Consider the following 19,793-nt stretch of genomic DNA (forward strand, 5'->3'; position numbering starts at 1 on the left):
GGGGATCAAACCCCGCCGTCCGGGCATCCCGCCCCAAGGAGAGCCTCCCGCACGCATGGGGGGCCGGACAAAGCAAAAGACGTTATAGGAGATCATCATGCGTCACGCTCGCGGCTACCGTCGCCTTAACCGCACTCACGAACACCGCAAGGCGCTGTTCGCCAACATGGCTGGCTCGCTGATCGAGCATGAGCAGATCAAGACGACTCTGCCCAAGGCCAAGGAGCTGCGCCCGATCATCGAAAAGCTGATCACGCTGGCGAAACGCGGCGATCTGCACGCCCGCCGTCAGGCGGCTTCGCAACTGAAGCAAGACGCCTATGTGGCCAAGCTGTTCGAGATTCTCGGCCCTCGCTACAAAGACCGTCAGGGCGGCTATGTCCGTATTCTGAAGGCCGGCTTCCGCTATGGCGACATGGCGCCGATGGCGATTATCGAATTTGTCGAGCGTGACGTTGACGCCAAAGGTGCCGCTGACCGCGCCCGCCTTGAGACCGAGGTTGCTGCGGAGGATTGATCCCTGCGCAAATTCTGAAGATCGAAAGCCCTGCCGTTTGGCGGGGCTTTTTTGCGGGAAAACAATCGGTTGCAAACACGCATAGGCTGATGCGCAGACAAAAGCGTGGGCCGTTGTGCCGTCGCGCCCCGCGCGTGAGCAAAAATGATGCGGCCGGGCAATGGGTTGATCGCAAAAAGGAATTGCGTTCATCCGATCTTAATATCAAGACTGTATCCGTCGGCAGGGCGATTTGCCGTTGACCGCCCCTGCTATAATTTGTCTAAAAAGCTATGACCGCACAAACTGAAATCAATTCCGCCTTGCAGCAGTTCCGTAAACTGGCCCCCTCGGGTTATTTTCTGGGGCTTCACATCCGCTTTGCTGCGCCGTTGATGCTGTTTCAGTCCTATCCGCAGAAGTGGTTGGATCACTATTCGCAGAACGCTTATGCGTTGCGTGATCCGACGATTGCCTGGGGGTTTTCGGTGACGGGTTCCTGCCGGTGGAGCGCATTGCCGATTCCTGATCCGTTCCAGATCATGCAGGCCGCATCCGAACATGGGTTGCGCTATGGTCTGACGGTTTCGGTCGGGGAAATCACCTCGCGCACGATTGCCAGCTTTGCGCATGATAAACGAGAGTTTTTGGATGACGAGATCGCGCAGATCTCGACAATGATTCGGCGGCTGCACAAAATCACGGAGCCGCCGGAGAGCCTGACCAAGGCTCAGCAAGAGGCCCTGCGCTGTATCGCGGCAGGTGATCGTCATGCAGCAGCGGCAGCCAAACTTGGCATCACCGAAAGCGCCTTCAAGGCGCGTCTTATCAGCGCGCGTGAGCGGCTGATGGCACGCACCACCGCTGAGGCGCTGCAAAGAGCCAAGGATTTCCGTCTATTGTAAGGCATCGTCTGGACCGTGGGCAGCTGGGGCGCCCTCGAACCCAGGAGAGAACGCCTATGGAAACCACCACTCTTTCTTTCGCCAATCTGCACAACCATGGCGAGTTGTTTGCGAATGTTTTTCGTGCGCGAAAACAAAGTTTTATCGTGCAGAAAAATTGGGACCTTCCCGAAGCCGAAGGGATGGAGTTCGACCAATACGATACCCCGCAAAGCCGCTGGGTGGCCATTCACGAATTGGGGCAGGTCTTGGGCGGTCTGCGCCTGACGCCGACGACGGCGCGTTGTGGGATTTATTCCTATATGATCCGTGATGCGCAGCTTGGCATCCTTGGCGGCTCGATTCCGCAGGATTTGCTTTATGGCCCGGCGCCGGTTGATCCGCATATCTGGGAATGCACCCGCGTGTTCGTGAACCATGCCGTGCCGATGGCGCAGCGGCGCAAGGTGCATTTCCGCATGGCTGAGGCGATGGTAGCCACCGCCCGCGAGCAGGGCGCAACCCGGCTGGTCGCCCTGACCGCAGGCAACTGGGAACGCTGGTATGGCCGCTGCGGGGTTGAGGCCGAGGCGATCGGGCCAATGCTGACCATCGACGACGGCCAGTTTCAATGCGTCTCGATCAGCCTTGCGGGCAAGATGCACTGACGGGGCTTTCGTGGCAGCCATGGGCGGCGTAAACTCTGCTCATGGCTGATTTGTTCGACAATACCGCTGAACCTTCCCGTCCCGCGCGGGCCGCGCCGCTGGCGGATCGCATCCGCCCGCGGGCGTTGTCGCAGGTGATCGGGCAGGCTCATGTGCTTGGCCCCGATGGTCCGCTTGGGGCGATGCTGTCGGCGGGGTCGCTGTCCTCACTGATCCTCTGGGGGCCGCCGGGGGTGGGCAAGACCACCATCGCGCGCTTGCTGGCGGCGGAAACTGATCTGAGCTTCGTGCAGATCAGCGCGATTTTCTCGGGCGTACCGGAACTGCGCAAGGTGTTCGAGGCCGCGAAGCTGCGTCGTGCGCAGGGCGGCGGCACGCTGCTGTTCGTCGATGAAATCCACCGTTTTAACAAGGCGCAGCAGGACAGTTTCCTGCCGCATATGGAGGATGGCACCATTTTGCTGGTGGGGGCGACCACCGAAAATCCATCCTTTGAACTGAACGCTGCGGTGCTGTCGCGGGCGCAGGTGATCGTGCTGGAACGCCTCAGCCTGACCGATCTGGAACTGCTGGCGCAACGGGCCGAGCAGGAGTTGGGCCGCGCCCTGCCGCTGGATGGCCCGGCGCGCGAGGCGTTGTTGGAGATGGCCGATGGTGACGGCCGTGCGGTGCTGAACCTGATCGAGCAGGTGATGGCCTGGAAGGTTTCGGGCAAGCTGACCACCGATCAACTGTCACAACGGCTGATGCGACGGGCGGCGAAATATGACAAATCCGGCGAGGAACATTACAATCTTATCAGTGCCTTGCATAAATCGGTGCGCGGCAGTGACCCGGATGCGGCGCTGTATTGGCTCGGCCGGATGCTGGAGGGGGGCGAAGATCCGCGCTATCTGGCCCGCCGCATCACCCGCATGGCGGTCGAGGATATTGGCCTTGCCGACCCGGCGGCGCAGCGGCATTGCCTTGACGCCTGGGCGCTTTACGAACGGCTTGGCAGCCCCGAGGGCGAACTCGCGCTGGCGCAGGCGGTGATCTATCTGGCGCTGGCTCCGAAATCGAATGCGGGTTACAGCGCCTATAAAGCTGCGCGAGCCGAGGCCAAGCGCAGCGGCAGTCTGATGCCGCCTGCCCATATCCTGAATGCGCCAACGAAAATGATGAAAGAACAAGGATATGGCGTAGGCTATGAATATGACCACGATGCCGAGGATGGCTTCAGCGGCCAGAACTATTTTCCCGAAGGTATGAAGCGCCCGGTGTTTTACCTGCCGGTCGAGCGTGGCTTTGAGCGCGAACTGAAAAAGCGCGTCGAATGGTTCGTCAGCCTGCGGGCAAAGCGTGGGCATTGACTTGCGTCCCGCGCCGGGGCAGGGGTCGCGGATGGAATACCAGTTTCTTCAGGTGGCGTTTGGCGGAGCAATGGGCGCGTCAATGCGCTATGGCGTCGGGCTGCTGCTGAGGGGCGGGCCGCTGGCGACGCTGACGGTGAATGTCGCGGGCTGCTTTGTCATGGGCCTGCTGGTGGTGGCGCTGGGGCCGCGCGGGCCATATACGCCCTTGCTGCTGACCGGGCTGCTGGGCGGGTTTACCACGTTTTCGGCCTTTTCGCTGGATGCGCTGACCCTGTGGGAAGCTGGCCAGACGGGGACGGCGGCGATATATGTCATGGTTTCGGTTATGGCCTCGCTGGCGGCGGTGTTCGCCGGGGCGGCCCTTGCAAGATGGATAGGTGCATGAGCGGCGTGCAGATGATCCGCATTGGCGCGGATGAGGGCGATCAGCGGTTGGACCGTTGGCTGCGCAAACGGTTCCCGCAACTGACGCAGGGCGCGGTGGAAAAGCTGTGCCGCACCGGGCAGTTGCGCGTCGATGGCGGGCGGGTCAAGGCCAGCACCCGGATCGAGGCCGGGCAAGACGTCCGCGTGCCGCCCTTGCCGCAGGCCGAGGCCCCTAAACCGGCGGCCCCCTCACGCGGGGGGATTTCCGCAGCGGATGAGGCAATGATGCAGGCGGCCGTTTTGTGGAAGGATCAGCATATCATTGCGCTGAACAAGCCGCCGGGGCTGCCCTCGCAAGGCGGCTCGGGGCAGGGCGAGCGCCATGTGGACGGCCTCAGCGCGGCGCTGATGTTCGGCTATAAGGAAAAGCCCAAGCTGGTGCATCGGCTGGACAAGGATACCTCGGGGCTGTTGTTGCTGGCGCGGACCGACCGCGTGGCACGGCGCTTGTCCGAGGCTTTTCGCAACCGCACCACGCGCAAGATCTACTGGGCCGCCGTCGCTGGTGTGCCGCAACCGCGCATGGGGACGATCCGTTATGGGCTGATCAAGGCACCGGGCGCGCATGGTGAAAAGATGCTGTGCATCCACCCCAACCGCGTGGCGGAAACTGAAGGGGCCAAGCGGACGACGACCGATTATGCCGTGCTGGAGAACCTTGCCACGCGGGCAAGCTGGTGTGCGCTGGTGCCAGTGACGGGACGCACACATCAGCTTCGGGCGCATATGGCGGAAATGGGCCATCCCATTGTCGGGGACGGGAAATATGGCGGTTCGGGGCAGGAAAATCTTGGCGATGGCTGGGGGGCGCAACTGGGCGGAGAGATCAGCCGCAAGCTGCATCTGCACGCCCGCAGCCTGTCGTTCGACCATCCGATTACGGGCGAGCGCATCAGCCTGACCGCGCCCTTGCCGGAGCATATGGCGCGGACATGGGCCACGCTGGGCTGGTCCGAGCGCGACGTGCCTGCCGATCCGTTCGAGGATGAGGCATGAAGCTGTTTATCTTTGATGTAGATGGCACGCTGGTTGACAGTCAGGCGATGATCGTCAACGCGATGACCGATGGTTATGCCGCTGCGGGCCTTGCTGCACCTGCGCGTAGCGATGTGCTGTCCATCGTCGGGCGATCCTTGCCCGAGGCGGTGGCGGATCTGCTGCCCGAGGCTGACCCTGCGACCCGCGCCAGGGTGGTCGAGGGCTATAAGGCCGGGTTCTTTGCCCGCCGCGCACAGGGCGAGGACATGCCACTTTACCCCGGTGCGCAGGATTGCCTGACCGCGCTGGATCAGGGCGACTGGCTGCTGGGTATGGCAACCGGAAAGTCGCGGCGGGGTATCAAGATGATGCTGGATACCTATGGCTGGCGCGGCCGTTTCGTGACCACGCAGGCGGGGGATGAGAACCCTTCGAAACCCGCGCCCGAGATGCTGTTTCAGGCGCTGCGGGCGACCGGCGTTGACGCGCGGGACGCGGTGATGATCGGGGATACGGTGTTCGATATTCAGATGGGAGTGGCTGCCGGTCTGGCGGTCTTCGGCGTGGCATGGGGTTATCACCCTGCTGACGCGCTGATGGATGCAGGGGCGCGGCTGGTTGCGCCGGATTTCCCGACGTTGACGCGTGAATTGCAAGGGTGGGCGCATGGCTGAGTGGAAAGCGCGGCGGTTCTGGAAAAGTGCCGGGGTGCGGCAGGTCGCGGATGGGTGGGAGGTTACGCTGGACGACCGCCCCCTGCGCACACCGGGCAAGCTGGCGCTGGTTTTGCCTACGGAACGGCTGGCGAAGGCCGTGGCGGACGAATGGGATGCGCAGGCCGATATGATCGACCCGAACACCATGCCGCTGACCCGTGCGGCCAATTCGGCGGTGGAAAAAGTCGCACCGCAATTCGATGCCGTGGCCGATATGCTGGCGGAATATGGCGGCACCGACCTGCTGTGCTATCGCACTGACGCGCCTGCCGCGCTGGCCGAGCGGCAGGAGACTGAATGGCAACCGCTGCTGGATTGGGCCGCGGACCGCTACGGTGCGCGGCTGGCGGTAACGCAAGGGCTGATGCCGGTGGCGCAGGATAGCGCGGCGCTGTCGCGGCTGCGGGCGGCGCTGGCTGGACTGGACACGTTCGGGCTGACGGCGCTGCATGATCTGGTGGCGCTGCCCGGATCATTGGTGCTGGGGCTGGCGGTGATCGAGGGCCGTCTGGATGCGGATGCCGCCTTTGCCCTGTCACGGCTGGATGAGGACCATCAGGCTGAGCAATGGGGGCGCGACGATGAGGCCGAAGCCGCCGCCAGTGCCAAGGCCGGGGCAATGCAGGTTGCGGAAAGGGTATGGCTTCTGTCCCGCCCGCACAGCTTTGTTTCTTGACCCCTGCTGTATGATCGGCAGAATGTCGCGCAAAGGGCCGTCGGGCTTTCGGAAGGGTTGACGATGACAAGAACCGCATTGTTTGCGACGCTGGCGGCCTGTGCTTTGGGCGGTGCGGCCCTGGCCGAAAGCGGCGAGACGCTGACGCAGGCGCGCGAACGTGATGTGCTGAATTGTGGTGTTAATCAAGGGCTTGTCGGGTTCGCGGCGCCGGATGCAAATGGCAACTGGTCGGGCTTTGATGTGAACTTTTGCATGGCGGTTGCGGCGGCAGTGCTGGGCGATCCGGCCAAGGTCAACTATATCCCCACCAGCGGTGAGGGCCGGTTTGAGGCGCTGACCTCGGGGCAGGTCGATCTGTTGGCGCGGAACTCGACCTGGACTTTCTCGCGCGATGCCGAGCTGGATTTCGGTGCGGTCAGCTATTACGATGGCCAAGGGTTCATGCTGCGGAAAACGCAGGGGATTTCATCTGCCAAAGAGCTGGATGGAACCTCGATCTGTGTGCAGTCAGGCACCACGACTGCGATTAATCTTGCTGACTATTTTCGCGCCAATAACATGAAATATACGGCCGTTCCGGTCAACAGCAGCGCCGAGGGCGAGCAGAAATATGTGGCGGGGGCCTGCGACGCCTATACTGCGGATATTTCTGGCCTTGCGGCGACGCGGGCGGCTTTTGCTGACCCGGAAAATCATATCATCCTGCCGGAAGTGATTTCGAAAGAGCCGCTGGCTGCGGTGGCACGGCAGGGCGATGACAATTGGTCGGATATTCTGCGCTGGACCATGTATGCGCTGATCGCTGCCGAAGAATATGGCGTGACATCGGCCAATATCGAGGAATTGTCGCGGTCGTCCCAAAGCGCCGAGGTGCAGCGTCTGCTGGGAATGGGCGAGAATGACCTTGGCGCATTGCTTGGTCTGGACCGGACATGGGCCAAGCGGGCGATCTCGGCCAGCGGCAATTATGGCGAGATTTTCGCCGCGACGATTGGCGAGCAGACGCCGATCGGTTTGCCACGCGGACTGAACGCGCAATGGACGCAGGGCGGGCTGATGTATGCACCGCCGTTTCACTGACGGCAAAAAGGGAGGGCTGTCTGCCCTCCCTCTGGCCTGACGGCCATTCACCCACCCGAGGATATTTTCTGACAAAAGATGCCGGATCAGACCTCGAAGCCAAAGTTTTCCGTCACATAGTCGATGTCTTTATCCCCGCGGCCGGACAGGTTCACCAGAATCGTCTTGCCGGGGTTCTTTGGGGCTTCGCGCAGGGCGAAGGCGACGGCATGGGCGCTTTCCAGTGCCGGGATGATGCCTTCACGCCGGGACAGGCGGAAGAAGGCGTCCAGCGCCTCGTGGTCGCTGGCCGAGGTGTAATTGGCCCGGCCCGAGCGGTGCAGATAGGCGTGTTCCGGGCCGATGCCGGGGTAGTGCAGCCCGGATGCGACGGTATGGACCGGGGCCGGATTGCCCTGATCGTCATGCAGAACCATGGTGCGGAAGCCGTGGATGTCACCATCTTCGCCATAGGTAATCGTGGCAGCGTGATCGCCAAGTGCTGAGGAGCTGCCGCCCGGCTCGACCCCGTAAAGCGCCACATCGGCGTCGTCGATGAAACCGGCGAAAATCCCCATCGCATTTGAACCGCCGCCGACGCAGGCCGCGACCATATCGGGCAGGTTCCCTGTCATTTCAAGGAATTGTTCGCGTGCTTCGATACCGACAACATGCTGAAAATCACGGACAATGCGCGGGAAAGGATGCGGTCCAACGACCGAGCCGATAGCGAACAGGGCGGTGTCGGCCTGTGACAGATAGCTTTCGAAGCAACTGTCCACGGCCTCTTTCAGCGAGCGGCCACCGAAGCCGACCGGCACCACCGTCGCGCCGAGCAGCTTCATCCGGGTGACGTTGGGGGCCTCTTTGGCGATGTCCACCTCGCCCATGTGGATTTCACATTCCAGCCCGAAATAGGCGGCAGCGGTGGCCAGCGCCACACCATGCTGGCCCGCGCCGGTTTCGGCCATCAGCTTGGTCTTGCCCATGAACCGGGCCAGCAGCCCCTCGCCCATGCAGTGATTCAGCTTATGGGCACCGGTATGGTTCAGATCCTCGCGCTTGGCATAGATCTGCGCGCCCCCAAGCGCGGCGGACAGATTTTTCAGGTAGCTGATCGGGGTCGGACGGCCTTGGAAATGCTTGCGGATATGGCGCAGTTCCGCAATGAAATCAGCGGAATGTGCGATCCGGTCATAGGCGGCGGCGATGTCCTTGAAATGCGGTTCCAGTTGCGGCGGCAATTGCGCACCACCGTATTCCCCGAAAAACCCGTCGCGGGTCGGGTGCGATTTCAGATAGCTCATCATGTCCTCTTAGCGGCGACCGTCGAAGCGGGTAAAGTCCAGCACGCTGCCGGTGCCGGGCTCAATCTGTGACCAGTTGTCGATCTGGAAATCCACGACCAGCGTTGCTGCCGTGGGATAGCGGCGGAAATCCGGGTCCAGTGGCGGGTGCGCGGGCAGGCTGGCGGCAAACTCGGCAATGCCGGGATTGTGGCCGACCATCATCACGGTTTGCGCCTCTGCGCTGCGCAGCACGTTCCGCATGGCCTCGGGGGTTGCGTGGTAGAGCGAAGGTTCAAAGCGCAGCAGGGGACGGGTTTCAAAGGCAGCCTGCGCGGCCAGTTCCCATGTCTGCCGGGTGCGTGTGGCGGTCGAGCAAAGAACCTCCTCCGGGTCATAACCCCGGCTGGCCAGCCAGTCACCCAACTCCCGCGCGGCGCGGCGGCCACGGGCGTTCAGCGGTCGGGCCTCATCCGGTTGGGCAGGGTCATCCCATGCGGATTTGGCGTGGCGGGTCAGGATCAGGCGGCGATAGCCGAGCGGAGTCATGGCGACCTCTGGTTGCAGCGGAATCACCGCAAGCGTGGCACGAAGCGGCGCAGTCGTCCAGTATGTCTTTGGGGTTAAAGCGATTCACCACCCTGACGCAGCCCGTGCGGCTTGACCTTTGGCTCGGTCGAGCGGATCAGGCTGCCCGCGCCATGCTCGGTGAACAGTTCCAGCAGGACGGCGTGTTTCACCCGACCATCCAGAATCACCACCGCCCGCACACCGTCATCCAGCGCCGCCAGCGCGGTTTCGGTTTTCGGGATCATGCCACCTGCAATGGTGCCGTCGGCAATCATCGCCCGGACCTGATCGGGGTGCATTTGCGTCACGACCTGACCCGAGCCGTCCTTGACCCCTGAGACATCGGTCAGCAGCAACAGCCGGTCGGCCCGCAGCGCCCCGGCAATCGCCCCGGCAGCGGTGTCGCCATTGACATTGAAGGTCTCGTTATCGGCCATGCCGGTTGCGACCGGGGCAATCACCGGGATCAGACCGGCGTTATACAGGTCACGGATGATCTGAATGTTCATCTCGATTGGGCGACCGACAAAGCCAAGCTCTGGGTCGTCCGCTTCGCAGACCATCATGTCGTCGTCTTTGCCGGAAATCCCAACCGCGCGGCCGCCAGCGTCGTTAATCGCCTGAACGATGCGCTTGTTGACAAGGCCGGACAGGACCATTTCGACCACTTCGACCGTTGGTTTGGTCGTAACGCGCTTGCCGCGCACGAAATGGCTTTCGATGCCCAGTTTCGACAGCATTTCGTTAATCATCGGCCCGCCGCCATGCACAACAATCGGGTGAATCCCGACCTGTTTCATCAGCACGATGTCGCGGGCGAAATCGGCCATGTCGTCGTCGTCGCCCATGGCATTGCCGCCGAACTTGACCACCACGACAGCGCCCGCATAACGCTGCATATAGGGCAGTGCTTCGGACAGGGTGCGGGCGGTTGGGGTCCAGTCGAGATCCATGTTCTGCTTTCTCATTGCGGCGTCCTTGCGAGTGGCGGTCAGTTTACCCGGCCCGTGCGATCAGTCCAGACCGGCGATAATGCTGCGGAGCGTGGCGATACCCTGCCCTTTGTCGGAGGAGGTCACGACCAGTTCCGGGAAGGCGGCAGGGTGCTTTTGCAACTCGGTTTCGACCTGTGCCAGAACCGCGGTCATCGCCTGTGGGCCGATCTTATCGGCCTTGGTCATCACCACCTGAAACGGCACCGCCGAGCGGTCCAGAAGGGCCATGATTTCATGGTCCACGGGTTTGACGCCGTGGCGGGAATCAATCAGGCAAAAGGCGCGGCGCAGGGTCGGGCGGCCTGCCAGATAGGTTTTCAGCAGCGCCTGCCATTTCGCCACGACGGCAACCGGGGCCTTGGCAAAACCATAGCCGGGCAGGTCCACCAGATAGGAGTGGTCGCCAAGGGTGAAATAGTTGATTTCCTGCGTCCGCCCCGGTGTGTTCGACGCCCGTGCCAGCCCTTTGCGACCAGTCAAGGCATTGATAAGGCTGGATTTTCCCACGTTGCTGCGGCCTGCAAAACAGACCTCGGGGCGGTCAGCCGGGGGCAGGCCATCCATGGCGACCACGCCTTTGAGGAAATCGACCGGGCCGGCAAACAGCAGCCGCGCGGCCTCGGCCCGATCGGCGGCGGGTTCGGGGGCAAGGGGAAAGGCGACTTTCACGGGCGCACCTCGTCATTCAGGGCGATTTCGGCAGAGGTGATGACCTCGGCAAAAATACCGAAATCAGTATGGCCAAACTGATCCTTCAGTGCGGCCAGCATATCAATATCCGGGTTTCCGGTCGTCGTATCCACCCCGGTGGCAGTGCAGCGGCCAATCGGTTCAACCACCCGCAGCCGGGCCTTGCCGATGTGAAGGTCGTGCCCGATCCAGTTGCGCTCTGACTGCGGGGCAAAGCCTTCGATCCACAGGTTTGCCCGCCAGCGATGCAGACCAAGCGGTTGGCCAAGTCGAGCTTCCAGATCGCGCAGGCTGTTCAGAGACAGAATTGAAATGACCGGATTTTTGTCGTCGGCAAAGCCTGTCATCGCCTGTTCCAGCCGCAGCGGTGCGGGCTTGTCTGCGGGCCAGAGCGGGCGCAGCCAGTCCACGATCCGCGCGCCCTCATCATGGGGGGATGCGATCAGATCCGGCAGGTCAGGGTGGCGCAAATGCAGCTTATCACCCTGCCAGCCGCCGATGACGGCCTGCAATTTGCCCGATGCCGCACCGCGCAGAAAACAGGCTTTGGGCAGCCAGCCACCCGGCCCGGCCTTTTCGGTATGGGTGGCCCCGGCCTCGGTCAAGACCGCCCATTTCCGGTCGCCGGGCAGGCGCTGCCCGACGGTCAGACTGACGTGATCCAGTGCTTCTCCTCCGGCGGATTTGACCGGATAGCGAAACAGATGCGCCAGCCGTCCGGTCATTTGCGCCGCACCTTCAGGCCCTCTTTGATGTTGCCGAACAGTTGCGGGCGGTGGCCGTGCATCGACATGATCGTATACTGCTGGATGATGGTGATGATGTTGTTGGCGATCCAGTAAAGCACCAGCCCTGCGGCAAAGCCGCCCATCATGAACATGAACACCCAAGGCATCCAGGCAAAGATCATCTTTTGCGTCGGATCGGTCGGTGCCGGGTTCAGCTTTTGCTGGACCCACATGCTGAGGCCAAGGATCAGTGCCATCAGTGGCAGCGACAGGATGTAAAACAGCGAGTCAGGGCCGGGCGCATGAAAGGGCAGCAGGCCGAACAGGTTCAGCACACTGGACGGGTCGCGCACGGACAGGTCTTTGATCCAGCCGAGCCAGGGCGCATGGCGCAATTCGATGGTGACGAAAATCACCTTATACAGGCTGAAAAAGATCGGGATTTGCAGCAGCATCGGCAGGCAGCCGGCAGCCGGGTTGACCTTTTCGCGCTTGTAGAGGGCCATGACCTCCTGCTGGAACTTCATCCGGTCCTCGCCGGTGCGTTCCTTGATGGCCTCCATCTCCGGCTGCAATTCGCGCATTTTGGCCATCGAGACATAGGATTTTCGGGCCAGCGGAAAGACCAGCGCTTTCAGCACGACGGTCAGCGCGATGATGGACCAGCCCATGTTGCCGATCAGCCCATGCAACCAGTGCAGCAGCGAGAAAATCGGCTTGGTGAAGAAATAGAACCAGCCCCAATCCACCGCATCGACAAAGCGCTGGATGCCGGGGGTGGTTTCATAGCTGCGCAGCGTATCGACAACCTTGGCACCAGCGAACAGGTAGCTGCTGGATGTGATGCTGGCGCCCGGTGCGATGGTCTGCACGGGCAGGCGGGTTTCGGTCTGGTAGATGTCGGCTGCGTCGGAATATTTGGTGACAGCGCGGAACGGCTGGCCTGGTGCAGGGGCCAGTGCCGCCATCCAGTATTTATCGGTAAAGCCGATCCAGCCGTTTTCCGCAACTTCGGTGGTTTTAGCGCGGCCTTCAACGGGGCTGAGGTCGAACTTGCTGACATCCTTGTAGGATTCTTCGTCAAGTTTGCCGTCCAGCATCCCGATCACACCTTCATGCGAGATGAAGAAGTTTTCCAGACCATCGGGCATCCCGTGGCGGGCGATAATGCCATAGGGGGCCGCCGAAAATGCTGTGGCACTGTTATTGGTGACGGATTGGCCAATGGTGAACAGGAACTTGTCGTCAACCTCGAAGGTGCGACGGAAGATCTGACCGGCGCCGTTGTCCCAAACCAGCGTGACCGGATTGCCGGGCGACAGCGTGGTGCCGGTTTCAAGTGTCCAGAGCGTCGTTGGGCCGGGAACCAGTGCCGGATCGGTGCCGGCAGCAGGCATCCAGCCATAAACCGCGTAATAGGGTTTGGTGGCAGGCACATCATTGGCCGGATTGCCTGCTGTCGGGGAGAGCAGGCGGACATAGGGCGAATCTGCGGCCAGCGTGGCGCGATAGTCGGTCAGCAGCAGGTCATCGAGGCGACCGCCTGCCAGCGAGATCGAACCGTTCAGCGAGGGCGTTTCGATCATCACGCGCGGCGCATCCGCCACCGGATCGCCGGTGCTGGCGATGCTTTGCGCCAGCGTATCGCCGCCCGCCGCCTGTGTCGTGGCGGTCGGTGCGATGGGGGCGCCATCCTGTGCGGTGATGGCGGCCGGTTCATCTGGCAGGACCGGGGGTTCTGGCGCGAACAGCGTATACCATACGACGATCACCAGAAACGACAGCACGGTCGCCAGAATGAGATTGCGGTTATTGTCTTCCATACCGTCACCAGATCGCGGGAAAGGGATGGGGCGGTTCAATAGAAGGGGGGGGCAAAGGTCAAGGGGCCGTGCGGTTTGCAACCGCGGTTTTGCCGGATTTTCCCCGATCCTGCGCCGCCCGTTCCGTCCGCGTGATCCGCTTGCACAATCTTAACCTGCACGGGCCTGAAGCCGGGGCAGGTTGTTTTGCCGACTGCTGTGGCTTTCCATGAAGGCGAAGGTGCGGTCCAGAGGCATCGGGGCGGCAATGCCGTAGCCCTGCACCTCGTTACAGCCGATTTGAGCCAGGAAATAATGTTCTTCGGGGCTTTCGACACCTTCGGCAACGGTTTGCAGGTCCAGATGATCGGCCAGTGCCAGAATGGCCAGAATCATGCGCTGACGTTGCGGGTCCTGGGTACAGCCCTTGACGAAGCTGCGGTCGATTTTCAGGCGGTGCACCTCGAACTGGCGGATGGCGTCCAGCGTGGTGCTGCCGGTGCCGAAATCATCAAGGTCGATGCGGCAGCCCGCCAGTGCAAGGCGGCGCAGATTGGGACCCGCCGCCGCGCCGGTGGTGTGAGGGCCAAGATCCTCGATGACCTCGATCACCAGACGCGACGGTGGGATATTCTGACGGTCCAGTTCCCACAGGACCAGATCGGCAAAGGCGGGTTCGGCCAGCTCTTGCGGGGTGACATTGACCGAGACGGTCGGCACATGCCAGCCGGCGTCATCCCATTTCTGCAATGCCTCAAGCGACTGGCGCAGCATTTCTGCGGTCAGGGTGGCGCGTGAAGTGTCATCCAGTCCGGGCAGGAAATGTGGCGGGGCCAGCAAGCCGCGGCTGGGGTGGTTCAGGCGGGCCAGCGCCTCAAACCCCATGACCGCGCCGGTGTCGCAACAAATCTGCGGCTGAAAATGTGCCTGCACTGCGCCCTGCGCAATCAGGGACGCAAAGTTATGGTCGGGGGTGGCGTCGCTTTGCGGTTGCCATGCGAAAATGGCCAGTGCCGCAGGCGTCGGGGGGGTGCGTTCCAGCATCTTGCGGCCAAAGCTGGCCAGTTGCGCCGGGTCCGCGCCGGGCTTGTCATGCGTGACCAGCACGCCAGTCAGTTCCGGGTGCAGATTATGCCCGGCCAGTGTAAAGGTGCCACCGCAGGCTTTGCGCAGCCGCATGGCGATCTGCACCGCGAGATCGGGCGAATCAGTGGCCAGCGTGATGCAGAAATCCCCGGCCGGGGCAGCAAACAGCCGATCGTCGTGGCGCAGGCAGCCGCGCAGCCGGTCGCGCATCTGCATCAACAGCCGGTCCAGCCCGGATTGCCCCAGCAATTGCCGCAGCCCATCCAGTTGTGTGAGGCGCAGCACCAGCACCTGTTGCCGGGGAGACTGCTTGCGGGGCAGCAGGTTGCGCAGGCGTGTCAGCAAGGAAGCAGCGGTCGGAATCAGCATAAAGGCCACCGGAAGAATCGTTTCATTCCCCCAAGGCTTAGCAGCAATTCCCTTATGTTCCGTTAATGCGCGCCTAAAATCGGCGGGGAAACCTCCTTAAAGTTGTTTGCATCCGGGAAAAGCGATGCGAAATCAAAAAGGTTTGGATCTGCCAGATGTGAGAGCCGGACATTGGTCAAGGCCCGGAACATGACCTGACGGCGGCCTGGCGTACGCTTTTCCCACTCATCCAGCAGCGCCTTGACCTGCATTCGTTGCAAGCCGTCCTGACTGCCGCAAAGGTCGCAGGGGATTATGGGATAGTTCATGGTACGAGCGAAACGGTCGCAATCGGCTTCGGCCACGAAGGCCAGCGGGCGCAGAACAGTCAGGTCGCCTTCTTCGTTCAGCAGCTTGGGCGGCATCGTTGCCAGCCGCCCGCCGTGAAACAGGTTCATAAAGAAAGTCTCAAGAATATCATCGCGGTGATGGCCAAGCACGACCGCACTGCATCCTTCTTCGCGGGCGATGCGATACAGGTTGCCGCGCCGCAGGCGGGAACACAGGCTGCACATCGTCCCGCCCGGCGCGATTTTATCGGTGACGATGGAATAAGTGTCCTGATATTCAATGCGATGCGCGACCTGACGATCCGCCAGAAACGCTGGCAGCACGGTCGAAGGGAAGCCCGGCTGGCCCTGATCCAGATTGCAGGCCAGCAGGTCAACGGGCAGCAGGCCACGCCATTTCAATTCATGCAGAATGGCCAACAGGGTATAGCTGTCCTTGCCGCCCGACAGGCAGATCAGCCAGCGGTCGCCGGGGCGAACCATGCCATATGTCTCGATCGCATCGCGGGTTTCGCGGACCAGACGCTTGCGCAGCTTGCGGAACTCGGTCGAGGAAGGGGCACCGCGGAACAGCGGGTGGATCTCGTCCAGATCGGCTTCGATGTTCATGCGAAAACCCTTTCGATGATAAAAGCTACCAGTAAAATCAGGATGATGGCGGCGAGAATGACGGCGGCAAGGCCGATGAGCCGCCGCTTAATCATGGTCGCACCGTTTGGGCGGCACCGGATCATAGCCGGACCCGCCCCACGGGTTACAGCGCACCAGACGCCGCAGGGTCAGCCAGCCGCCCTTGATGGCGCCGTGCTTTTCCAGCGCCTCCAGCCCATAGACGGAACAGGTCGGTTGAAAGCGGCAGCCGTGACCGATCCACGGCGACAGAAACAGCCGATAGGCGCGAATGGGCAGGGCGAAAATCCGGGCCAGCGGGGTCATGGGCGATCCCCATGGATGCGGGTCAGGGCCTGTTCCAGATCGGCCAGCAGATCGGTGAAGGGGCGGGAAATTGTCGTTTCAGGACGACCAATCAGAACGTAATCCCAGCCGGGGCGGCCAAGTTTGGGCAGGATGGCCCGTGCAACCTCGCGCAAGCGGCGCTTGGCACGATTGCGGGCCACGGCATTGCCGAGTTTTTTGGAACAGGTATAGCCAATGCGGATGTCTTGCGGGTCGGCTTCGCTTGTGTCGCGCTGGCGGGCTTGCAGCAGGAAGCCCGCCGTTCCCTGACGGCGGGCCTTGGCGGCGCGCAGGAAATCCGCACGTTTGCGCAGGATCACCGGACGCAGAAAAGCCGCCGCGCCACTCCCGGTCGGCTGGCCTTGCGGTTCAGCGACAGGGGCGGGGCGCGACGGCATATTTTTGCAGCCTTGCGGGGCGCAAACCCCGCGTCAGACCAATCAGGCCGACAGACGCTTGCGGCCCTTGGCGCGGCGTGCGTTCAGGACGCGACGGCCCCCTTTGGTTGCCATGCGGGCACGGAAACCGTGACGGCGCGCGCGAACCAGGTTCGACGGCTGGAAAGTGCGTTTCATGTGTCCACTCCGATATTCAGCGGTGTTCAGCAGAGCGCGACAGGCAACAGGACAATGCCCTGCGCGGCCACGCTGGTTATCTCGAAGCCCGCCTGATAGGTCAGACGCGCCCCCGAGTCAACGGTGATGGTAAGGGTTTGCCAGAATATTTCGCGCAAGAACCCGCTTAGGGAACCCGCAGCCCGGTTGCAATGTTTGACAGGAAACGCGCGAAAGCGTGATAACCCGCGACGGAACCCCGCGCGGGTGCTGGTTGGGGTGCGCATGAGACTGAACAGCTTGTCAGGCCGATTCGCCGCAGTAACGATCGTTTTCGTTCTGCTGGCCGAGGCGCTGATTCTTTTGCCTGCGCTGGCGGCTGTCCGGCAGACCTATCTGGAATCGCGGCTGGAGCGGGCGCAGATCGCCAGCCTTGCCCGGCTGGCCACCGATGATTCGATCAGCAGCGAGCTGGAAGCCGAGTTGTTGCAGAATGCTGGCGTGTTCAACGTGGTGCTGCGCCGCAATGATGTGCGCCAGCTTGTGCTGGCCTCGCCCATTCCGCAGCCGATTTCCGCGACTTATGATCTGCGCGACCTGGGTTTCCTTGAGGCGATCCGGGATGCGGTTCAGCAGATTGCGGACCCTGACGACCGGGTGATCCGGGTGATCGGTGCGCCGGTGAACCATGCCGGGCAGTTGATCGAGATTACGATGGAAAGCGCACCCTTGCGCAAGACGATGATCGACACCGGGCTGCGGTTGCTGGTGATTTCTGCGGCGTTCTCGATCCTGACAGCGGTGCTGCTGAACTTTGCCGCGCGGCGGCTGATCGTGGTGCCGATCCGGCGGGTGATCCAGCATATGAGCGCCTATGCCAGCGCCCCGCAGGATGGCCGCGCCATTATTACCCCGACGGCACGGATCGCCGAGGTGGCCGAGGCCGAAACTGCGCTGGCTGCGATGCAAAAGACGCTGACTTCGGCGCTGAACCAAAAGGACCGGCTGGCGCAGCTTGGACAGGCGGTGGCCAAAATCAGCCATGACTTGCGCAACATCCTGACCACCAGCCAGATTTTTGCCGACCGGCTGGAGGAAAGCGAAGACCCTGCGGTGCGGCGGGCGGCGCCCAAGCTGGTGAACTCGATCAGTCGGGCGGTGAATCTGTGCGAAACCACGCTGGCCTTTGGCAAGGCCGAGGAACCCTCGCCCACGCTGTCACGCTTTCCGCTGGCGGCGCTGGTCGAGGATGTGACCGAGGCTGAAAGCCTTGCCGGGACGGGTGGGGTCGAGTTCATCGTCGATATTCAGCCCGCTTTGACCATTCGCGCCGACCGTGAGCAGCTTTACCGGGTGCTGTCCAACCTGACCCGCAACGCCCGGCAGGCGTTGGAAGGCAGCGGCCAGCCCGGCACCATCGAGATCAGCGCGGGTGAGACCGATGCCGAATGGTGGATCAAGGTCGGGGATACTGGCCCCGGCCTGCCGGAAAAGGCGCGCGAGTTTCTGTTCCGCCCCTTCAGCGGCGGCACCCGCAAGGGCGGCACCGGGCTGGGCCTTGCCATCGCGCAAGAGTTGGTGCGCGGCCACGGCGGTCGGCTGGATCTGGTGCGCAGCGATGAACACGGGACCGAGTTCCGTATCCATCTGCCGCGCGATCTGGGTATGGGGGCGCTGCTGCGCGGCGATCAGTAAACCGGCTGCCCCGGCGCAACCGTGCTTTCCGTCGTCAGCACGACGACCTCGCCCGCCGGGTTTTCCGCGCCCATAATCAGCACTTCGGACTGGAACCCGGCGATGTTGCGCGGGGCGAAATTGACCACGCAAACGACATTGCGCCCAAGCAGCTCGTCGGGCGCATAGCGGGTGATTTGTGCGCTGGACCAGCGCAGGCCAATATCCGGGCCGAAATCAACTGCGACCTTATAGGACGGGTTGCGGGCGCGGGGAAAAGGCTGCACCTCGACCACCCGGCCGATGCGAAGGTCGAGACTGTCAAAGCTCTGGTAATCAACCTGCGGCTTGAGCGGCATTGGGGATCCTTACAGCGCGGCCAGAATGGCGGTGGTGATCTGTTCGGTCTTGTCCTTGCCCGGCACCGTGCCGATCCCGGCAGAGGTGGCCGCCGCGATGGCGGTGTGAACGCGGGCGGCGGCATCGCTCTCGCCCAAATGCTCCAGCATCATCGCGCCCGACCAGATCGCCGCAATCGGGTTGGCAATCCCCAGATGGGCAATGTCAGGGGCCGAGCCGTGGACGGGTTCGAACATCGACGGGGCCGAGCGGTCGGGGTTGATATTGGCCGAGGCCGCAAAGCCAAGCCCGCCCTGAATCGCCGCGCCAAGATCGGTCAGAATGTCGCCAAACAGGTTCGAGGCCACAACGACATCAAGGCTTTCCGGGGCCATGACGAAACGCGCGGCCATGGCGTCGATGTGATAGCGTGTCACCTGAATGTCGGGATATTCGGCGGCAAGCTGGTCTGTTACCTCATCCCAAAACACCATGGAATGTCGTTGTGCATTGGATTTCGTGACCGAAGCCAGCTTGCCGCGCCGGGTCCGGGCCTGCTCAAAGCCAAAGCGCAGGATGCGTTCGACCCCTTTGCGGGTAAAGATCGAGGTTTCGACCGCCACTTCATCGGCGCTGCCTTGATGCACGCGGCCCCCGGCACCGGAATATTCGCCCTCGGTATTCTCACGGATGCAAAGAATGTCGAAATCTTCGGCCCGCAGCGGTCCGGTGACGCCGGGCAGCAGCCGGTGCGGGCGGATATTGGCGTATTGGGTAAAGCTCTTGCGGATCGGCAGCAGCAGCCCGTGCAGCGACACGCTGTCGGCCACCTTGGCGGGCCAGCCGACCGCGCCCAGCAGGATGGCGTCATGGCGGCGCAGGGTCTCGATCCCGTCTTCGGGCATCATATGGCCGCTGCGCAGATACGTGTCGCAGGACCAGTCGAACCATGTCCCCTCCAGCTTGCCGGGGGCGGCTTTTTGCAGCACCTCCCATGCGGCCTGGGTGACATCGACGCCGATTCCGTCTCCGGGGATAATGGCGATTGCGTGGGGCATGGTGGGGCCTTTGTCTGAAATCTGCGGAACATAAGGGTTGTAGCAGGTTTGAAAGGCACGGAAAGGGGCCAGAAGCAGCTTGCCAAGCACCCGTA

Annotated in this window: 23 protein-coding genes; 10 read left to right on the forward strand and 13 right to left on the reverse strand. The window is 62.4% G+C overall.

What is annotated here, in order from left to right; translation table 11 throughout:
- Window positions 1–97 precede the first annotated feature (97 nt).
- The 9 genes from rplQ (at window position 98) to Q4G24_RS04565 (ending at window position 7,282) form a co-directional block, all read left to right on the forward strand.
- The gene (gene rplQ / locus Q4G24_RS04525) at window positions 98–517 is read left to right on the forward strand and encodes a 50S ribosomal protein L17 (protein WP_303365319.1); all 420 of its coding nucleotides are present in this window, start codon (window positions 98–100) and stop codon (window positions 515–517) included.
- Window positions 518–789: 272 nt separating this feature from the next.
- Window positions 790–1,401 carry an autoinducer binding domain-containing protein gene (locus Q4G24_RS04530; protein WP_303365320.1) on the forward strand — a complete coding sequence of 204 codons (612 nt, stop codon included), beginning with the start codon at window positions 790–792 and terminating at the stop codon, window positions 1,399–1,401.
- A gap of 56 nt (window positions 1,402–1,457) precedes the next feature.
- Entirely contained in the window at window positions 1,458–2,048 is a 591-nt protein-coding gene (locus Q4G24_RS04535) for an acyl-homoserine-lactone synthase (protein ID WP_303365321.1), read from the forward strand.
- A gap of 41 nt (window positions 2,049–2,089) precedes the next feature.
- The gene (locus Q4G24_RS04540) at window positions 2,090–3,400 is read left to right on the forward strand and encodes a replication-associated recombination protein A (protein WP_303365322.1); all 1,311 of its coding nucleotides are present in this window, start codon (window positions 2,090–2,092) and stop codon (window positions 3,398–3,400) included.
- Between the two features lie 31 nt (window positions 3,401–3,431).
- Window positions 3,432–3,788: a CrcB family protein gene (locus Q4G24_RS04545; RefSeq protein WP_303365323.1), complete on the forward strand. Its 357-nt coding sequence runs from the start codon at window positions 3,432–3,434 to the stop codon at window positions 3,786–3,788.
- Window positions 3,785–4,825, forward strand: a complete 1,041-nt coding sequence (locus tag Q4G24_RS04550; RefSeq protein ID WP_303365324.1) for an RluA family pseudouridine synthase — start codon at window positions 3,785–3,787, stop codon at window positions 4,823–4,825. The genes Q4G24_RS04545 and Q4G24_RS04550 overlap by 4 nt, the downstream gene beginning before the upstream one ends.
- On the forward strand, window positions 4,822–5,481 hold the full coding sequence (locus Q4G24_RS04555; protein WP_303365325.1) for an HAD-IA family hydrolase: 660 nt from the start codon (window positions 4,822–4,824) through the stop codon (window positions 5,479–5,481). The genes Q4G24_RS04550 and Q4G24_RS04555 overlap by 4 nt, the downstream gene beginning before the upstream one ends.
- On the forward strand, window positions 5,474–6,199 hold the full coding sequence (locus Q4G24_RS04560; RefSeq protein ID WP_303365326.1) for an ATP12 family chaperone protein: 726 nt from the start codon (window positions 5,474–5,476) through the stop codon (window positions 6,197–6,199). Before Q4G24_RS04555 ends, Q4G24_RS04560 begins: the two co-directional genes overlap by 8 nt.
- A 63-nt stretch (window positions 6,200–6,262) precedes the next feature.
- Window positions 6,263–7,282 (forward strand): amino acid ABC transporter substrate-binding protein, encoded by a 1,020-nt coding sequence (locus Q4G24_RS04565; protein ID WP_303365327.1) that lies wholly within the window; start codon window positions 6,263–6,265, stop codon window positions 7,280–7,282.
- 86 nt (window positions 7,283–7,368) lie between these two features.
- On the opposite strand, the gene trpB is transcribed toward Q4G24_RS04565, so the two are convergent.
- From trpB to rpmH, 11 genes are all read right to left on the reverse strand, one after another.
- A complete protein-coding gene (gene trpB, locus Q4G24_RS04570) occupies window positions 7,369–8,571 on the reverse strand; it encodes a tryptophan synthase subunit beta (RefSeq protein WP_368660922.1) in 1,203 nt (400 codons plus the stop codon).
- 6 nt (window positions 8,572–8,577) lie between these two features.
- Window positions 8,578–9,096 (reverse strand): histidine phosphatase family protein, encoded by a 519-nt coding sequence (locus Q4G24_RS04575; protein ID WP_303365329.1) that lies wholly within the window; start codon window positions 9,094–9,096, stop codon window positions 8,578–8,580.
- A 74-nt stretch (window positions 9,097–9,170) separates the two neighbouring features.
- Complete coding sequence (argB, locus tag Q4G24_RS04580; protein ID WP_303365404.1) at window positions 9,171–10,070, reverse strand: acetylglutamate kinase; 900 nt, start codon at window positions 10,068–10,070, stop codon at window positions 9,171–9,173.
- Between the two features lie 60 nt (window positions 10,071–10,130).
- A complete protein-coding gene (gene yihA / locus Q4G24_RS04585; RefSeq protein ID WP_303365330.1) occupies window positions 10,131–10,781 on the reverse strand; it encodes a ribosome biogenesis GTP-binding protein YihA/YsxC in 651 nt (216 codons plus the stop codon).
- Window positions 10,778–11,527 carry an MOSC domain-containing protein gene (locus tag Q4G24_RS04590; protein ID WP_303365331.1) on the reverse strand — a complete coding sequence of 250 codons (750 nt, stop codon included), beginning with the start codon at window positions 11,525–11,527 and terminating at the stop codon, window positions 10,778–10,780. Before Q4G24_RS04590 ends, yihA begins: the two co-directional genes overlap by 4 nt.
- Window positions 11,524–13,353, reverse strand: a complete 1,830-nt coding sequence (gene yidC / locus Q4G24_RS04595) for a membrane protein insertase YidC (protein ID WP_303365332.1) — start codon at window positions 13,351–13,353, stop codon at window positions 11,524–11,526. The genes Q4G24_RS04590 and yidC overlap by 4 nt, the downstream gene beginning before the upstream one ends.
- Before the next feature lie 150 nt (window positions 13,354–13,503).
- Window positions 13,504–14,787: a GGDEF domain-containing phosphodiesterase gene (locus Q4G24_RS04600; protein WP_303365333.1), complete on the reverse strand. Its 1,284-nt coding sequence runs from the start codon at window positions 14,785–14,787 to the stop codon at window positions 13,504–13,506.
- Window positions 14,788–14,849: 62 nt separating this feature from the next.
- A complete protein-coding gene (gene ttcA, locus Q4G24_RS04605; protein ID WP_303365405.1) occupies window positions 14,850–15,719 on the reverse strand; it encodes a tRNA 2-thiocytidine(32) synthetase TtcA in 870 nt (289 codons plus the stop codon).
- A 93-nt stretch (window positions 15,720–15,812) separates the two neighbouring features.
- The gene (gene yidD, locus Q4G24_RS04610; RefSeq protein ID WP_303365334.1) at window positions 15,813–16,052 is read right to left on the reverse strand and encodes a membrane protein insertion efficiency factor YidD; all 240 of its coding nucleotides are present in this window, start codon (window positions 16,050–16,052) and stop codon (window positions 15,813–15,815) included.
- A complete protein-coding gene (gene rnpA / locus Q4G24_RS04615; RefSeq protein ID WP_303365335.1) occupies window positions 16,049–16,471 on the reverse strand; it encodes a ribonuclease P protein component in 423 nt (140 codons plus the stop codon). The genes yidD and rnpA overlap by 4 nt, the downstream gene beginning before the upstream one ends.
- Before the next feature lie 42 nt (window positions 16,472–16,513).
- The gene (gene rpmH, locus Q4G24_RS04620) at window positions 16,514–16,648 is read right to left on the reverse strand and encodes a 50S ribosomal protein L34 (RefSeq protein WP_028725980.1); all 135 of its coding nucleotides are present in this window, start codon (window positions 16,646–16,648) and stop codon (window positions 16,514–16,516) included.
- A gap of 264 nt (window positions 16,649–16,912) precedes the next feature.
- Between rpmH and Q4G24_RS04625 the strand changes: the two genes are divergently transcribed.
- Window positions 16,913–18,322, forward strand: coding sequence for a HAMP domain-containing sensor histidine kinase (locus tag Q4G24_RS04625; RefSeq protein WP_303365336.1), 1,410 nt, complete (start codon window positions 16,913–16,915; stop codon window positions 18,320–18,322).
- On the opposite strand, the gene Q4G24_RS04630 is transcribed toward Q4G24_RS04625, so the two are convergent.
- The gene (locus tag Q4G24_RS04630) at window positions 18,316–18,660 is read right to left on the reverse strand and encodes a tRNA-binding protein (RefSeq protein WP_303365337.1); all 345 of its coding nucleotides are present in this window, start codon (window positions 18,658–18,660) and stop codon (window positions 18,316–18,318) included. The genes Q4G24_RS04625 and Q4G24_RS04630 overlap by 7 nt on opposite strands.
- 9 nt (window positions 18,661–18,669) lie before the next feature.
- Window positions 18,670–19,698, reverse strand: coding sequence for a tartrate dehydrogenase (locus Q4G24_RS04635; protein ID WP_303365338.1), 1,029 nt, complete (start codon window positions 19,696–19,698; stop codon window positions 18,670–18,672).
- Between the last annotated feature and the right edge of the window lie 95 nt (window positions 19,699–19,793).

Source organism: Paracoccus sp. (in: a-proteobacteria) (assembly GCF_030538695.1).
In the GTDB taxonomy this organism is placed as follows: Bacteria; Pseudomonadota; Alphaproteobacteria; order Rhodobacterales; family Rhodobacteraceae; genus Paracoccus.

Excerpts from the sequence above, each read along its gene's own strand:
- rplQ (WP_303365319.1), top strand. The coding sequence starts at position 98 with ATGCGTCACGCTCGCGGCTACCGTCGCCTTAACCGCACTCACGAACAC.
- Q4G24_RS04530 (WP_303365320.1), top strand. The coding sequence starts at position 790 with ATGACCGCACAAACTGAAATCAATTCCGCCTTGCAGCAGTTCCGTAAA.
- Q4G24_RS04535 (WP_303365321.1), top strand. The coding sequence starts at position 1,458 with ATGGAAACCACCACTCTTTCTTTCGCCAATCTGCACAACCATGGCGAG.
- Q4G24_RS04540 (WP_303365322.1), top strand. The coding sequence starts at position 2,090 with ATGGCTGATTTGTTCGACAATACCGCTGAACCTTCCCGTCCCGCGCGG.
- Q4G24_RS04545 (WP_303365323.1), top strand. The coding sequence starts at position 3,432 with ATGGAATACCAGTTTCTTCAGGTGGCGTTTGGCGGAGCAATGGGCGCG.
- Q4G24_RS04550 (WP_303365324.1), top strand. The coding sequence starts at position 3,785 with ATGAGCGGCGTGCAGATGATCCGCATTGGCGCGGATGAGGGCGATCAG.
- Q4G24_RS04555 (WP_303365325.1), top strand. The coding sequence starts at position 4,822 with ATGAAGCTGTTTATCTTTGATGTAGATGGCACGCTGGTTGACAGTCAG.
- Q4G24_RS04560 (WP_303365326.1), top strand. The coding sequence starts at position 5,474 with ATGGCTGAGTGGAAAGCGCGGCGGTTCTGGAAAAGTGCCGGGGTGCGG.
- Q4G24_RS04565 (WP_303365327.1), top strand. The coding sequence starts at position 6,263 with ATGACAAGAACCGCATTGTTTGCGACGCTGGCGGCCTGTGCTTTGGGC.
- trpB (WP_368660922.1), bottom strand. The coding sequence starts at position 8,571 with ATGATGAGCTATCTGAAATCGCACCCGACCCGCGACGGGTTTTTCGGG.
- Q4G24_RS04575 (WP_303365329.1), bottom strand. The coding sequence starts at position 9,096 with ATGACTCCGCTCGGCTATCGCCGCCTGATCCTGACCCGCCACGCCAAA.
- argB (WP_303365404.1), bottom strand. The coding sequence starts at position 10,070 with ATGGATCTCGACTGGACCCCAACCGCCCGCACCCTGTCCGAAGCACTG.
- Q4G24_RS04590 (WP_303365331.1), bottom strand. The coding sequence starts at position 11,527 with ATGACCGGACGGCTGGCGCATCTGTTTCGCTATCCGGTCAAATCCGCC.
- yidC (WP_303365332.1), bottom strand. The coding sequence starts at position 13,353 with ATGGAAGACAATAACCGCAATCTCATTCTGGCGACCGTGCTGTCGTTT.
- Q4G24_RS04600 (WP_303365333.1), bottom strand. The coding sequence starts at position 14,787 with ATGCTGATTCCGACCGCTGCTTCCTTGCTGACACGCCTGCGCAACCTG.
- yidD (WP_303365334.1), bottom strand. The coding sequence starts at position 16,052 with ATGACCCCGCTGGCCCGGATTTTCGCCCTGCCCATTCGCGCCTATCGG.
- rnpA (WP_303365335.1), bottom strand. The coding sequence starts at position 16,471 with ATGCCGTCGCGCCCCGCCCCTGTCGCTGAACCGCAAGGCCAGCCGACC.
- rpmH (WP_028725980.1), bottom strand. The coding sequence starts at position 16,648 with ATGAAACGCACTTTCCAGCCGTCGAACCTGGTTCGCGCGCGCCGTCAC.
- Q4G24_RS04625 (WP_303365336.1), top strand. The coding sequence starts at position 16,913 with ATGAGACTGAACAGCTTGTCAGGCCGATTCGCCGCAGTAACGATCGTT.
- Q4G24_RS04630 (WP_303365337.1), bottom strand. The coding sequence starts at position 18,660 with ATGCCGCTCAAGCCGCAGGTTGATTACCAGAGCTTTGACAGTCTCGAC.
- Q4G24_RS04635 (WP_303365338.1), bottom strand. The coding sequence starts at position 19,698 with ATGCCCCACGCAATCGCCATTATCCCCGGAGACGGAATCGGCGTCGAT.